Origin of the sequence: Paraglaciecola aquimarina (assembly GCF_032464635.1) — a bacterium.
GTDB lineage: Bacteria > Pseudomonadota > Gammaproteobacteria > Enterobacterales > Alteromonadaceae > Paraglaciecola > Paraglaciecola aquimarina.
The window spans coordinates 1-14876 of sequence record NZ_JAWDIO010000001.1 but is presented as its reverse complement, the minus strand read 5'-3'; the positions used below and the strand labels follow the sequence as shown (position 1 = coordinate 14876).

The following is a 14876-nucleotide window of genomic DNA, read 5'->3' as shown; positions in this document are numbered from 1 at the left end:
GTAAAAGTTGTGGTTCCAGACGCTTAGTTGGCCATTCGGCTAAAACTTTAACCTTTGACCAAGTAGCAGTATCAATTTCATCTTGTGGTTTACGCCACCCTTGCAACTGTTTTCTAGCGTCATACAATTCACCGGAAAAAATACCTTCTTTGACAACAGGAGAAATATGACTCAACCACTCTTCGTTTGAACTGATGACTTGTTTGCTGCCATCGCTAAAGGTTAACGCTAATTGCGCAATAAAAGTAGGTTGGCCAAATGAATAGGTTTTTCTTGTTTGGTTCGGCGTTTTAGCGTCTGGATTTTTCCAGCCATTAAATGCGATATCTTCATCGTACCAGCCGCTACCCAAATGCACACCTATGACATTTTTCCCGCCAAAAGAAGCTCGGTTACTTGATCTGTGTTGTATAGAATACGTTTGTCGTAATCTGTCTGGCTAGGATCCATTAAACGATCTTTTACTTTTCTACCGTTAAGAAAAATTTCATAGTAACCACCAGCCGTACTGTGCAATTTAGCGCTGACTATCTTTTTATCGACACTGAATTCATATCTAAATAAACTGGCTGTTGGCATAGCTTGTAGTTGCTTAACTGCTGTGCGCTCTATATTTCCATTCTCTCTTTCAACAGTACCAACAAGTTCCGCCCATTGTGATACGGCGCTATCGCTTTCAACTGCTTCTCTACTCGCTACTTGTAACCATTTAGCATGCCAGTCACTTTTGTTCAGTAAGCCCATTTCCCAGCGCGTCGGATCACTCCACTCGGAAGGTAAATCGCCCCCATTTGGCCAAACTCTTACCCGCCAATGAGCAATATCATTAGACGCTAAGGCTCTGCCCTGATATGGAATGTTACGGGATTTTTGTGATTCAACTTTACCAGAGGTCCAAAGGTCAGCAGTATTTTGAGATAGTAGTTGCTTGGAACTAGCCACTTGAATTTCATAGGCGTATTGCTGTTTAACATTAGCGAGCCAAGACAGTCTAGGGCTATGATTATGCACATTCAATGGCACTTCATTGCCTTCGGTTAACAAATTTGACGGCTTTAATACACTTATTGTAGAAGCCGGAATTTGTAACTCTGATTCTGGCTTTATTTGTTCAGAACAGCCCAAAAAGCTAAAACAAAAAAGTGTACCGATTAATATATTTCTCATAAGACTCAGCCTAAATTCGCTTTACTAAGTTTCCGTGTTAGTCACATTTATTGATGCACAAAAAGTCCACACTTTTTATTGGTTCTGAGCTAGGTAGTAGCTATGCACGGAGCGGATAAAATATGTCACTTCTGTAAGATTTTTCTTGTCGTTAGAGGATACCAATCAACAAGTTTTGCAGATAAGCGCTTAACCAAGTCTGGATGTTGCTTAGCCATGTTGTTATTTTCGTGCTCGTCTGCTAACAAGTTATATAAACGCGGGCCGGTTAAATCACCTGTATGATACTGCTGATAACTGACATTTTTCCCATCGTAGCTGAGTATTAACTTCCACTGACCTTCTATTACCCAACGATAGAGAAGTGTTGATTCTGGGTCATTCAAGTCATCCATATCATGAGCAAAGCCTTCACCAAAGATGGTATTGCGATCGATAGATGTTTCATTTTGCATAGCAGCAAACAAGTTTTTGCTAGGTAAATCATTAGGCACATCAATACCTGCTGCACCTAATATTGTAGGAACAATATCGACACTGCTCACTAGCTCCGGACGCATTTGCGCGTTAAGTTTGCTGGGAAGTGAGAACATAATTGGCGTACGTACACCACTTTCTCCTGGACTTTGTTTCGATTGAGGTAAGAAATAACCTGTTTTAGTTGGGTTTGAAACCCAACCATTGTCTGATACATATACAATTAACGTATTGTCTTTAAGTCCTTTCTTCTCTAAGTGCGCAAATAGCTGACCGTTGGTCTCATCAAACCATTCAATCATGGCGTAATATTTTGCGATAGAAATAGGTAAATGCTTATCCAAGTATTTTTTCAAAATACGCGTTGGGGGGTTATGCGGCGCATGAGGCAAAAACGGCGCGTACCACACCAAAAAGGGCTTATTTTCAGCGCTAGATCTATCAATAAAATTAGTGACTTGACTCAAACCTTCACGGCCAATCTTTAGTCCATCGTCACCGTGACGCCCACCCTTTTCAGGAAAACCACGGGTCATTCCCTGATCGAAACCTCCTCGTTTATAACTACCTTCCCACCATTTACCTGATTGAAAAGATACATAACCTTTTTGTTTTAACAGCTGAGGCAAGGTTGCTACTTTGTCAATTTTCGCAATAATTTCAGCGCGCTGTTTTTCGTATATTTCACCGCCTTTTCCACCGGGTAATTCTCGTGACGGGTCGTTTCCTGTGATGCCATGCTGAAATGCATAATAGCCAGTAGCGATAGTAGCTAACGACGGGCGACATAAAGAAGTTGGCACATAACCACGTTTGAACGTCACCCCTTCGGCGGCGAGTTTATCTAAAGATGGTGTTTGAACTATGTCGTGCCCCATAAAACCGTAATCATTCCACGCATGATCATCAGACAGTATCAACAATATGTTAGGGGGCGTTTTTGCGTTACTGGCTGGAATTTCAACAGCCGATTTTTTATGATAACTACATGCAGATATTGTCACTATAAACAAACATAGAATAATGTCTCTAGAAATGGCATACAGCCGCCCCCAGAAGTTTGCATTGATAGGTTGTAATAGCATGATTCTAATCCTTAACTGTCTAAGTTATACACTAATATGATTATTTCTTGCATAAGAAAGACTAACTATGGTGTTAAGTTAGTCTTCTTAGTAGAACGTTAATTTGTAAAGATTAGTCTTTGTATTGCTCAAATAACTCAAAGAATTCTTTAGTTAAAACTGGATATTTAATTGCAAGGTTATTCGATTCGTTAGGGTCTTTGATAATGTCGTACAGCTCCATTTCACCTTGTACTGTGTATCGAACAGCTTTCCATTTTCCTTTGCGGGCAGCTTGGAAAGTATCCCCAATGACACCTGAATTAGGATCGCCTACTTGTTTAGCAAACTCCCAATACAAGACCCGTTCCTCCATTTCTACCGGAGAATCATTCAATAAACCGTTAATTGACACGCCGTTCGTGCGCACTCTTGGAACAAGGTTCAAATCAACGCCAGCAATGTCAGCCAAGGTAGGTAGAACGTCAGCAAATAACCAAGGAGTATTGTCTACTCGAGCTTGCTTAATTTTCGCTGGCCATTGTACTAACATAGGCACATGGATCCCCCCATCGTATAAATCTCTTTTTTGCCCTTTATATGGTGCTGAGGCTTTAAAAAACTTAGGGTCTGCGCCACCTTCATCATGTGGGCCATTGTCGGATGTAAACACGATAAGTGTATTATCTAACTCGCCCCTTTCTTGTAATACTGAAATAATTTGACCAACATAGTCGTCTAATGCAGTTACCATACCCGCTAATGTTGCATTGGGCCTTTCAACAGGTTCTGGATAATAAGCAGCATATTTGTCCGCAGGCACACCACCTTTCATACCTGTATAAGGGGTTTCCTCTAACTCATATTGATTGCTGTATCTTTCTGGCACACCTAATTCAGCATGAGGTGAAGAAAAGGTAAGCATCATAAAAAATGGATTTTCACGATCTTGTTTGATGTAGTTTATCGCTTCTTCTGTGAATAATTCCTGAGCGTAAGCTCCCTTCTTGCCACCTTCATTTTCAGTAATTCGGATTTTTTCCCGTCACGCCACATAATATGTGGATATTGTCTGTGTCCTTCTAATATTGAATACATGCCATACCAAGTATCAAACCCCATAGCTAAGGGATCTGTCACGCCCATTTGTTGACCAATAGAATACTTACCAAACAAAGCAGTGTCATAACTAGCGTGCTTTAGAACGTGAGCAAGCGTAATATCCATATGAGTCAATTCAACAGTATTAGAATTATTCGCCATAAACCGCCCATCACGCCCGGTGAATAAAGAAACCCGAGAAGGTGAACACACAGTATTACCTGCATAAGCTTGGTCAAAACGGATACCATTGTTAGCCATTTTATCTAGATTAGGGGTCTTAATAGGTGTATTACCGTAAGCGCCAATTTGATTGAATCCTAAATCGTCAGTTAAGATAAAAATGATGTTCGGTTTATCCGCTGCGTATACACTTGAGGTGATACAAGCACTTAGCACCACGCTAGTAAAACCCCTCAACAACCTGCGACAAGTATTTGTAATTTTCATTCTTTTATTCCACTTTCCAAACAATTTATAATTAACTCAAAGCAACAAACAGCATACAAAATATACATCTTGATAACATGTTTTGCGGTATCTTACCTGAATAACACAAACACTAAAAGACTATTTATGACATTTAATGAGTGATTCTGACCTTTACTAGACAGAAAACACACAGCGCTTAGAACAACACCATATAAAAATTGTACTTTTTCTACTAAGCAATTGATATTGTTGACATGAAAATTGTTCAACCTCGGAAATAACACTGTAATTTTAAATCTTGAATTAACCAAAAAGCACTAAAGAAGCTCAAGAACTCTTCTTCTATGGAGTATAAAAAACCAAGAACACAGCACTAAAAGTAAAATTAATGTGAATTTTTGGTCAATATAATTACTTAACTGACCTTTCCATTTAGACCCACATGAGCAACAATGACTACAAATGACTACATGGTTTATGTAATGCCCTCACATTTCAAAAGGCTAGCCACTCAAGTAGTCTACTAAACGCTCAGATTAGGTAAAAATATGAATATGCTAAATAGACGAGATTTCCTTTTGGCGGGTGCTGGTACATTGGCTGCAGCAACTTTCCCACAACTAGCTTGGTTAGCGGAGTTAAAAAAACAATACCCCAATGTATTGATGTTAATAGTGGATGACTTAAATGACTGGGTAGGTGCAATGAATGGCCATCCCAATGCTAAAACACCTAATATAGACCGCTTGGCTAGCCAAGGTACTTTGTTCACCAATGCTCACGCACCAGCGCCACTTTGTGGTCCTTCACGAGCAAGCATAATGACAGGCCTAGCTCCTTCTACTACAGGTATTTATGGTCATATAAATGATAGCGATATAAGAAAAGCGCATGATAAAACAGCGCAAACAGTTTTCTTAAGTGAATACTTTAAAAAGCATGGGTATTACACATCAGCGATTGGCAAAGTATTTCATCAAAAGGTAGTAGACGGGAGTTTCGATGAATATGGTGGTCGTGAACAAGGGTTGGACCTTACCCTAAAAACCATATGGCATGGCAAGACCCAAGAACCAGTACGGATTGGGGGCCCTTTCCAGAAAGAGACGAGCAAATGCCTGACTACGATTCAGCACAATGGGCTATTGAACAATTATCCCGAAAGCACGACAAACCTTTTTTCACAGTATGCGGATTTATTCGACCTCACGTACCTTGGCATGTGCCTCGAAAGTGGTTCGACATGCATCCCACAAAAGACATCGTTCTTCCCCCCTACCTAAAAGATGATCTAGATGATATTCCCGAAATAGGTAAAAGAATTGCCGACCACCCTATGATGCCAACAACTGAATGGGCTATCAAAAATGGGCAGTTTCGCAACGCAGTGCAAGGCTATCTAGCCAGTGTTTCTTTTGTTGATTCGTGTATAGGCATGGTATTAAATGCACTTGAAAGCAGTGCCTACGCCGACAATACAGCCGTTGTACTGTGGGGAGATCATGGCTACCAAGTAGGTGAAAAAGACAAGTTCGCTAAAATGGCGCTATGGGAGCGGGCGACTCGTACCCCACTTATTATTAAGCCACCAAAATCAAAACAACATCAAGTTAGCCATAAGCCCGTTAGCTTGCTAGATTTATACCCAACCCTAATAAAAATGTGTGGCTTACCCAACAACCCAGAGAACGAAGGACGTGATTTAACTCCTCTACTGAAGGATCCTAATGCCCCCTGGGAACATGTTGCCATCACGACCTACGGCGCCAAAAATCACGCAGTAAAAACAGAACGGTATCGTTATATTCAATACGAAGATGGCTCAGAAGAACTGTACGATCACGAAATAGACAGAGACGAATGGTCAAACGTCGCAAATGATCCAGCCTACGACAAAATTAAGAATAAACTCGCGACTTACGTGCCAAAAGAAAACGCACCTTGGTCAAAAATGTCTTATTACAATGGAAATGAATATTTTCTACAGAAAACCGTAGAGGCCGGCGCTAAAGGCCGTATGTGATATAAAAGGCCCAAAAAAAGCATAATCCCTTAGTGGGGATTATGCTAAGACATCACACAAACACACATCTAGATTACCTCATTCACAATGGCTAAATCAATCACTAAAAACCAAAATCAATCACAAAATCTAACTAAGAGTGAATAAAATCAGTGTATTTTCTGCTTTCAGGCAGATACATACATAGTTTGGGACATACATTATTTTCAATAACAGATTGCTAAATTCACAAAAACATCAATTAAAAAGGGTGATAACAACTATTCTGTACTCATTAACGAACACAACAATGTAAATATTAAGTAAATGATATTTTGCTAGAATATTGGTTATTTACAATCTAAAATGATCATAAATAATCAACCCATTATAAATCACAATGCTAAAACGACTCTCCGCCTTAAAACTGTTCATATTTATAACCTTTATATGCCCTGCTACCGTTTTTTCTGCGGATATTTTTAAAGCAGACAAGTACTTTACCTCGCAACAGTATGATTTAGCGTTAGAAGAGTATATCAAGGCCTCACAACTTGGTAATCCCCATGCATACTATCAATTGGGCATTATGTTTCAAAAAGGCCTTGGAGTTAAAAAAGACACACTTAATTCACTAATTTATATGTCTATGGCTGCAGATTATCCATTAGAGAAAGCGCAAAGTACATTTAGCTCTATGATGACAGTATTCGATGACCAACAAAAAATAACTATCAACAACATATTGAATGAACATAAACAGAAATCAGGCAAAGCTATTATCCAAGCTAAGTATTTCCCAACAATTATTATCGAAAATTTAGCTGAAAAAATTACCTTTGACGGCGAGGATACTATTGATAAGAAGTTTTTTAGTGATGAGTTTGAGGACTACTTACTTGAATTTGAAGAAGGGGGTTCAGCGATGAGGGAGACGAAGAAGATTCATTAACGTTAATCGTGTCTACACCGAAACTACCATTTTTGATATTAGATCACGACATAGCCCGTGATGGCACTGTGCGCAACCTTATCGACATTCAAAAAATGGGCACAACACTGTCAATAAAGAATGAATACTCGTTATTCCCCATGCCACCCCCTGTGTATAAAGAACAACCCGTTGAGTTCATACACCGTGCTTATATGGGAGCCGCCACTTATAGTAAGTTTACTATGGTGAGAGAAAATGAACCTATGTACGAAAACATCATCCGTTCAACCAAAAAGCTAAAATCAGCAACTTCATTAAATCAACAATATCAATACGCTATGGCTTTGCAAAATTTCACTTGGCTAGCGCAAGAAGAAAATGAAGTTAATCGCCGCCTCCTATCTTTATCTAAACAAGGACATCCGCTAGCCATGTATGAATATGGACTAAAATTATACCGCGAGCAAAGCGATATTCCTCAGGCCGTTGAATGGATATCCTTAGCGGCTAGTTATGGTTTAGCAAATGCTGAATATCGTTTAGGTAAATTACTCACAACCAGCCCTTGGATTGAACAGGACGAAAAAGCAGTATTTTGGTTTGACTCTGCGCTAGAAAAAGGCCATCTACCGGCAACTTTAAAAGCCATAGAACTAAAGCTCACTGCTAGCGATCAATCGTTACATAATCAAGATACAGCTGTCGCCTTGCTAGAAAAAATAGCCGCCAACCAAACAAGCAATCCAGAGTATTTTTACTTGTTAGCCTTATCCCATAAAAATCGTAAAAATAGAGATTTTACATTAGTCATAGAAAACTTAGAAAAGGCCATTTTTATGGGCCGGGCTAAAAATTGGGATACCGCTGAATGGCAAGACTTATTAGCACGACTTACCCAAGGACGTGTAACCATTAGTGAATAAAGTAAATATTAAAAGCCCTTAGGCATTGCTAAAGGGCCTTCTAAGTTTGTACTCAATATTGGCACTAAAAATTATAGTCTGTTTGGTAATACCAACTCTAATAGACGTTCACTCAGCGTGAATATAGAAGTACATAATCAAGACGCGTGAATAAGCGTCTTGAATGAATCACTCGTTTTAAAAAGGAAGCCAGTGCCATTTTGAGTTCTAACACTGCTGGCTATGCGCTTTTAACACTCGCCCACGGAATGTTCTGCCCCCAGCGGATTTTGCTCTAGATTAACGGTATTTGAAAGGGAGCACCATTTCCACATACCGTCGCCTTGTTCAAAAGCAGCCGGATCGTTCTGCATGCATAGTTATTTATTGGAATTGGTATAGCGTCCTATGCAGTTTAACTCTTTGAACGCCAGTGTTAGTCGTTCCGCCATAGATTCTTCAGCTTTACGCAACCAAACTCGCGGGTCATAATATTTTTTATTCGGACCTTCAGGATCTTTATCATTACCTATTTGGCTGTGTAAACAATCTTGATTATCCTGATAGTAATCCAACACCCCTTTCCAACTAGCCCATTGGGTATCAGTATCGATGTTCATTTTAATCACGCCATAGCTGATACCCTCTTTGATTTCAGCTGGGGTTGAACCTGAGCCACCATGAAACACAAAATTCAATGAATTGTCAGGTAATCCGTACTTTTCTGAAACATAGGCTTGAGAGTTTTTAAGGATAACAGGCGTTAAATTAACATTGCCAGGCTATACACGCCATGAACATTACCGAAAGATGCTGCTATAGTGAATTGTTCACACCACCTGACTCAATTGCTCGTATGCATATGCTACGTCTTCAGGTTGAGTATAAAGTAACGAATTGTCGATATCAGTATTATCGACTCCGTCTTCTTCCCCCTGTACAACCCAATTCAATTTCAATAGACATATCTAACTTAGCCGATTCTTCTCAAGTAACTTTGGCAAGTTGCGATATTTTCTTCTAATGGCTCCTCCGATAAATCAAGCATATGAGAGCTAAACAAAGGTCTTCCCGTACGTGCATAAAGTGTTTCACCTTCTACCAATAACCCATCTATCCATGGCAGTAGCTTTTTCGCCGCATGATCTGTATGCAAAATTACCGGGATACCGTAGTTTTTAGCAACATTATGTATGTAATGTGCGGCGGCAATTGCCCCCACTATTGCTGGTTCATGCCCAGACAATGGCGCGCCTTTACCACAGAAAAAAGCAGAACCACTGTAAGAAAGTTGAATAATAATAGGTGATTGAACTTTGTATGCCGCTTCTAAAGCAGCATTAATAGAGTTTGATCCCACAACATTAACCGCTGGATAAGCAAACTGGTTTTCTCGAGCAACACGATACAATGTATCTAAGTCTTTCCCACTCACCACACCGGGTGGTACTAAATTGACTAAGCTTGTCATAACAATTCCTATAAAATTAACTAAAAAAACCTAGTAGTTAGCACCCAAAATTTTTTAGGTGCTCAGGCACCAATAGCAAAGCTAATGATGTACAAAAAATTGGATTGAGTTGTATTACTGTAAATTATCAAGATAGGCTTGCAGTTTTATGAATGTTTGAAACGGCAAGCTATGTAACTATTAAGCAATCGGGATTGTCTAATCTTCGTTAGAACTCTTCGCTAAATAAGCGTAGGTAGCGGTCACGAAGTAAATCAAAGTCAGCACGATCAACCATGTAGTAACTGTTTCAATGTCTTGATTTACATAGGACATTATTCCCATGTACAAACAAGCTAATAGTGCAGTCCACGAAATATATTTCGCAACTTTTGAGTTCATAGGCTCTATGTTATCTAAAGATACTTGCTCTGTTTGTCGAGAAGATAGAAATTGGACTTCAGCGGCTTTACGCTCTAATTCCACTTTTTCAGCCACAATGGCTTTAGAATATGTATCTTTCGCCCCCATTGACGACGCTAAAACAATGTACATAACCGTCGAGAATATCCACATAGGCACTAAGATAAAGAACAAATGTAATAATCCAGCTTGTTCTACTGCAATTCCTGCAATCATTGACACTATCCACGTAATAAAAGCAGCTATGTTAGTAGTGTTACCTTTATACGACGACCAATAGCGCGTCAGGCCAATCTTTGGAAATATCCAGTGCTCGGCAACAATAATCGCACCAACTGGCGCCAGTAAAAGCCCCATATACCCAACAAAACCCAACAAACCAGAAAAGACAAACGGAGAACAAGCAATAATAGTTGTGATAATACCCACGACTATGGTCACCTTAGTACGACCCCAAGTGTGGTTTAAAGAGCTAAAAGCTAACCCTGCTCGATAAATAGTAGGATTAGACGTTGTCCAACCAGCAATAATAACGGCTAAAATACCTGAAGCGCCTAAAGCGGCATATGCAACTGATCCAGGGTCAATAGCGGTAATGCTTGTTTTCAAAAGAATCGCTGCGCCAGCACCCATTATACCCGCACAGATCCAAGCCATATAGTGGCCGATAAACATGCCAAGCGCTGAGAAGTAACCATACTTAGCACTTTTAGCGAAACGTAATAAAGTCATATCACCTAAGCTACCGTGCATCGCTAAATTGGCTACCCACGCGAACGCAATAACATGCCAAATTCCACTTCACCTTCAGTATCTTTCCAAATGGATTCACTGGCTACTGTTAAAAAATCACTAAAACTGTTAATACCATCTACACCTGCTGTGGCCGCAACAGTAGTTGGCATCATCACTAACGCGCCAACAAAAACATCAGTATCATCCAAGGTGCACATACCTCAGCAAAAGCAGCTAATTTTTTGAAACCTTTCACCGCCATGTAAACAACAACTGCACCAACACCTAGTACAACCAATACAAAGCGAAAGTCAGTCGGGAAATAACCCACTTGGTCCTCAATACCAAATAGAATACGTACGGCTGAAGCTGACACAGTAATCATCGCTCCGGCCAGTACACAAAACAGAATACCATTCACCACACTATATAGTTTGATAGTACCGGGACCGGCTATTTTTTCTAGATAAGCGTATAACGTCAAACGCGTATCTGTCGCTATAGGCGCTGTGACTAGACCCCATGTCAATACGGCTAATAAATTACCGAATAATAAACCTACTAGTACATCTACTGCACCAACACCCCAAGCGACAAACAGCGCTCCAATAACAAACTCTGTTCCTGCGACATGTTCTCCCGCATAACTAGCGGCGAAGGTTTTAGGACCTTGCAACTTTTGTGGACTAACGGGTTGAGTTTCAAACTCTTCTGCTGATGACATATAACCTCCGATATCACATACAACCAATTTCGGAGGCTATACGTGTAGCTTACTATTCTTTTTATTTTGCTTGGTATACTAAAAACTCAAAGATACCAAGGTATCTTTGAGTTTTTTTACAATGTGGGGAAAGTTATACGATCCCTGAACCATTACCACCACTATTCGGACGCTCTACACCCGCTTGTGCACGATAACCAGACTTACGGTATACAGCGATTGGATCAATTGCCCCACCTTTACGTAAACGAGCCATTTCTAAAATTGGCGATACATCTGTAGTAAAAGCTTTCTTCAATGTATTACTACACATAAGTGCATCATTAGCCGTTTGAAATTCAGTCAACTTAGTGCGATCAACAATCAATGCTGAAACATATGAACGCTGCACACTTGCCGCTGAATTCATCAAACTTTCAATTGGATCAGTCACGTTGTGAGATTGATCTAACATGTAGTTTGGACCGAAACCTTCTTGTCCTCGATATTCAGCATCAACTAACTCATTGAATATAAGGAATTGTTGATAAGGATGTAAGCTACCACTGTCCAAGTCATCGTCACCATACTTACTATCGTTAAAGTGGAAGCCACCTAATTTCTTAAATTGGATCAAACGCGATACAATCATCTCAATATTAACGTTTGGAGCGTGGTGTCCTAAATCGACCAGTGACTTGAGCCTGGGGACCCAACTCCATAGCCGCTAGGATATTACTACCCCAATCTTGAATAATGGTTGAGTAAAAAGCAGGCTCGAACATTTTGTGCTCGATGTGCAATTCCCAATCAGCAGGCAGTCCAGCGTAAATAGTTTTCATGCTTTCTAAATAGCGCTCAAAAGCATGTTGGAAATGTTGCTGGCCTGGGTGGTTAGAACCATCGCCGACCCAAACAGTTAAAGTTTTTGAATCAAGAGCTTTACCATATTCAATACAATCAAGATTGTGCTGAATGGCTAAATCTCGAGACGCAGCACTGGTATTGCTTAAGCTACCATATTTAAAGCTATGCTCTTGACCAGGTTGGTCTTGGAATGTATTCGAGTTTATTGAATCCCATTTCAAGCCTAGTGCATCTGAAGTCTGTTTTAGCTCAGAAAAGTCATCCACTTTATCCCAAGGAAAATGCGGAGATACACGTTCTGTACATTGAGATAAGTCGTTGATAACCGCGCTATCTTCTAACTTTTCCCAAATATTGCGAGGCTCACCTTCATAAGGGAAACGCGCAAAACGCGTTCCGCCAGTACCTGTTCCCCAAGAAGGAACAGCGATCTGGAATGTTTCAGCTTGCGCAGTTACTTCATCAATATTGATACCATCACGCGCCAATTTGTTACCTAGTGCTTGATAGTCTTCTTGTAAATTGGCTTCTAGTTTTGCATTTTCTTCTGCAATAAGCCCTTTATCGATACGTTGTGTCATATTTTCTACTCTTATAAAAAGGAGCCTGTAAAAGGCTCACTAAAAGGGTTAAGTCAGCTTAGCGTAAGAATGCTTCGTGCAATCCGCCATCTACACTAATGATTTGGCCTGTTGTTTTACTTAACTGCCCTGATACCATCAAATATGCAGCTTCTGCTTGGTCTGCTGGTGTAATAGGCGACTTGGTTAACGTACGCTGGGCGTAGAAATTAGCCAATTTGTCACGCAATTCATCATCAGAATCATCTGCACCAAACTCAACATCGTACTTAGTTAAAGATGCAATCACTCGGTCACGAGGGAACATAGTACTGCCTTTTACAACCGTAGCAGGGGCCAAATCCATTTACATTAACCAATGGAGATAACTCTACTGCTAGTTCACGTACTAAATGGTTAGCCGCAGCTTTAGATGTGTCGTATGCCAACGAACCTTTTTTCGCAACAGCTGCATTAACGCTAGTGGTTAATACTAATGCACCTTTTAAGCCTTGAGCTTCCAAAATTTCGTTAGCTTCTGTACCGACTATATAGCCACCTTTAACATTAACCGCAAAGCTCACATCAAATTGTTGATCATTAGACATGCCTGACTGGCCAGGCGCTAAGAATACACCTGCGGTAACGATAACTTTATCGATACCACCGTAAGCTAAAGTGACTTGTTTAAACATTTTCTGCACACTGTCACGGTCAGTAATATTAACTTCTTGAGCAATGGCTGGACCACAACCAGAAATACCAGAACCAGCTACACCAATACCTTGACCATAAATTGTAGCCAATTCATCAGCTGTTTTTTGTGCGGCCTCTAAACGTAAGTCGGCACATACAACGTGAGCGCCTTCTTTCGCTACACGAGAAGCCGTTTCTTTACCAATACCGTCACCAGCGCCAATTACAACAACTATATCGCGAGCTAAAGGAGCTTCTTTAGGCATGCGTTGTAATTTAGCTTCTTCTAATAACCAGTACTCGATATCAAACGCTTCTTGTTGAGGCAGTGCAACATACTCGTCAATAGCTTCAGAACCCCGCATGACTTCTACAGCACAATTATAGAATTCTGCAGTTACGCGAGACTCTGATTTGTTTTTACCCCATGCAACCATGCCAACGCCCGGAATTAAACCAAATTGAAGGTGACGATACTACCTGCGCACGTACCTTAGGCGAGTTATCACGTTTACACGCTTCATAGTAGGCTTTGTAATCTTCTTTATATTGCTCAACACCTTCAGCTAACATAGTTTTCAGTGTTTCAACAGAGTCAGTTTTTGGGTTCCAAGCAACATATAAAGGTTTAATTTTTGTTCTTAAGAAATGATCAGGACATGACGTCCCCAAGTCAGCTAAGCGAGGCGCATCATTTGGGTTAATAAAGCGTAAAATATTTTCATCATATTGAACCGTACCAATTAGTTTCGCTTCACCCGAAACCAAACCACGTAAGAAAGGTAACACCTCTGCAAGTACGTCATCTCTTTCATCGGCATCTAGCGTTGAGTACTTCTGACCACCAAAGGTATTTTCTCCACTATCGTGTTCTTCAATATAACGCGCAGCTTTCTCGATAATATCTAAGCTTAGGTCATAACACTCTTTATTATCATTTGCCCAATTAATCACACCATGCCCAGCTAGAATCGCACCTTTAGCATTAGGATGTTTTTCGCAAATTGATTGTAGCTGTAACCCTAAATCAAAGCCTGGACGTTGCCACTCAGTCCAGACAAGGTCATCTGCCCCAAATTTTATCTGTTAACGCTTTAGAGTTTTTACTAGCTGCTACCGCTATTACTGAATTAGGGTGCATATGGTCAACATGCTTATAAGGAATATAGGCATGTAATGGAGTATCAATAGACGTTGCACGTGGATTTAAATTAAAGGTAGCATGGCGATACATAGCAGCCATGTCATCTTCGATTTGTGTCTTAACACCCACTTCATCAACATTATTATATATATCTTGTAGCGCTAATAATTTGTCCATATACAAAGAAGAAAAATTCTCGGGCTTAGATGTTCTTAAGTC

General features: G+C 40.2%; 14 protein-coding genes and 4 pseudogenes. 4 read left to right on the top strand and 14 right to left on the bottom strand.

Features of this window, described 5'->3' with window-relative positions; translation table 11 throughout:
* Nucleotides 1-46: 46 nt before the first annotated feature.
* The 4 genes and pseudogenes from RS130_RS24045 to RS130_RS00075 all read right to left on the bottom strand — a co-directional run.
* A pseudogene (locus RS130_RS24045) lies at nucleotides 47-1167 on the bottom strand (alpha-L-rhamnosidase N-terminal domain-containing protein); the annotation flags it as partial.
* Between the two features lie 125 nt (nucleotides 1168-1292).
* Entirely contained in the window at nucleotides 1293-2729 is a 1437-nt protein-coding gene (locus RS130_RS00085) for a sulfatase family protein (protein WP_316024230.1), read from the bottom strand.
* A gap of 112 nt (nucleotides 2730-2841) precedes the next feature.
* Nucleotides 2842-3666 carry a sulfatase-like hydrolase/transferase gene (locus tag RS130_RS00080; protein ID WP_316024351.1) on the bottom strand — a complete coding sequence of 275 codons (825 nt, stop codon included), beginning with the start codon at nucleotides 3664-3666 and terminating at the stop codon, nucleotides 2842-2844.
* 5 nt (nucleotides 3667-3671) lie between these two features.
* Nucleotides 3672-4259 carry a sulfatase-like hydrolase/transferase gene (locus tag RS130_RS00075; protein ID WP_316024229.1) on the bottom strand — a complete coding sequence of 196 codons (588 nt, stop codon included), beginning with the start codon at nucleotides 4257-4259 and terminating at the stop codon, nucleotides 3672-3674.
* Nucleotides 4260-4789: 530 nt separating this feature from the next.
* Here RS130_RS00075 and RS130_RS00070 point away from each other — a divergent pair.
* The 4 genes and pseudogenes from RS130_RS00070 to RS130_RS00055 form a co-directional block, all read left to right on the top strand.
* Nucleotides 4790-5155 (top strand): annotated as a pseudogene (locus RS130_RS00070) (sulfatase-like hydrolase/transferase); the annotation flags it as partial.
* 137 nt (nucleotides 5156-5292) lie between these two features.
* Nucleotides 5293-6264 (top strand): sulfatase-like hydrolase/transferase, encoded by a 972-nt coding sequence (locus RS130_RS00065; protein ID WP_316024228.1) that lies wholly within the window; start codon nucleotides 5293-5295, stop codon nucleotides 6262-6264.
* Nucleotides 6265-6643: 379 nt separating this feature from the next.
* Nucleotides 6644-7195: a tetratricopeptide repeat protein gene (locus RS130_RS00060; RefSeq protein ID WP_316024227.1), complete on the top strand. Its 552-nt coding sequence runs from the start codon at nucleotides 6644-6646 to the stop codon at nucleotides 7193-7195.
* An 8-nt stretch (nucleotides 7196-7203) separates the two neighbouring features.
* Nucleotides 7204-8100 (top strand): tetratricopeptide repeat protein, encoded by an 897-nt coding sequence (locus tag RS130_RS00055; RefSeq protein WP_316024226.1) that lies wholly within the window; start codon nucleotides 7204-7206, stop codon nucleotides 8098-8100.
* Nucleotides 8101-8459: 359 nt separating this feature from the next.
* On the opposite strand, the pseudogene fbaA reads toward RS130_RS00055, so the two are convergent.
* The 10 genes and pseudogenes from fbaA to RS130_RS00005 form a co-directional block, all read right to left on the bottom strand.
* Nucleotides 8460-9550: pseudogene (fbaA, locus tag RS130_RS00050) on the bottom strand (class II fructose-bisphosphate aldolase).
* Nucleotides 9551-9748: 198 nt separating this feature from the next.
* The gene (locus RS130_RS00045; RefSeq protein WP_316024225.1) at nucleotides 9749-10684 is read right to left on the bottom strand and encodes a purine-cytosine permease family protein; all 936 of its coding nucleotides are present in this window, start codon (nucleotides 10682-10684) and stop codon (nucleotides 9749-9751) included.
* A gap of 32 nt (nucleotides 10685-10716) precedes the next feature.
* Nucleotides 10717-10860: a hypothetical protein gene (locus tag RS130_RS00040; RefSeq protein WP_316024224.1), complete on the bottom strand. Its 144-nt coding sequence runs from the start codon at nucleotides 10858-10860 to the stop codon at nucleotides 10717-10719.
* A gap of 2 nt (nucleotides 10861-10862) precedes the next feature.
* On the bottom strand, nucleotides 10863-11411 hold the full coding sequence (locus tag RS130_RS00035) for a purine-cytosine permease family protein (RefSeq protein WP_316024223.1): 549 nt from the start codon (nucleotides 11409-11411) through the stop codon (nucleotides 10863-10865).
* A gap of 133 nt (nucleotides 11412-11544) precedes the next feature.
* Nucleotides 11545-12042 (bottom strand): hypothetical protein, encoded by a 498-nt coding sequence (locus RS130_RS00030; protein ID WP_316024222.1) that lies wholly within the window; start codon nucleotides 12040-12042, stop codon nucleotides 11545-11547.
* 7 nt (nucleotides 12043-12049) lie between these two features.
* Nucleotides 12050-12838 carry a hypothetical protein gene (locus RS130_RS00025; protein WP_316024221.1) on the bottom strand — a complete coding sequence of 263 codons (789 nt, stop codon included), beginning with the start codon at nucleotides 12836-12838 and terminating at the stop codon, nucleotides 12050-12052.
* Nucleotides 12839-12896: 58 nt separating this feature from the next.
* Nucleotides 12897-13145, bottom strand: a complete 249-nt coding sequence (locus RS130_RS00020) for an SDR family oxidoreductase (RefSeq protein ID WP_316024220.1) — start codon at nucleotides 13143-13145, stop codon at nucleotides 12897-12899.
* Entirely contained in the window at nucleotides 13132-13950 is an 819-nt protein-coding gene (locus tag RS130_RS00015) for an SDR family NAD(P)-dependent oxidoreductase (protein ID WP_316024219.1), read from the bottom strand. The genes RS130_RS00020 and RS130_RS00015 overlap by 14 nt, the downstream gene beginning before the upstream one ends.
* Nucleotides 13934-14467 (bottom strand): hypothetical protein, encoded by a 534-nt coding sequence (locus tag RS130_RS00010; protein ID WP_316024218.1) that lies wholly within the window; start codon nucleotides 14465-14467, stop codon nucleotides 13934-13936. The genes RS130_RS00015 and RS130_RS00010 overlap by 17 nt, the downstream gene beginning before the upstream one ends.
* 109 nt (nucleotides 14468-14576) lie before the next feature.
* Nucleotides 14577-14876: pseudogene (locus RS130_RS00005) on the bottom strand (bifunctional rhamnulose-1-phosphate aldolase/short-chain dehydrogenase); the annotation flags it as partial.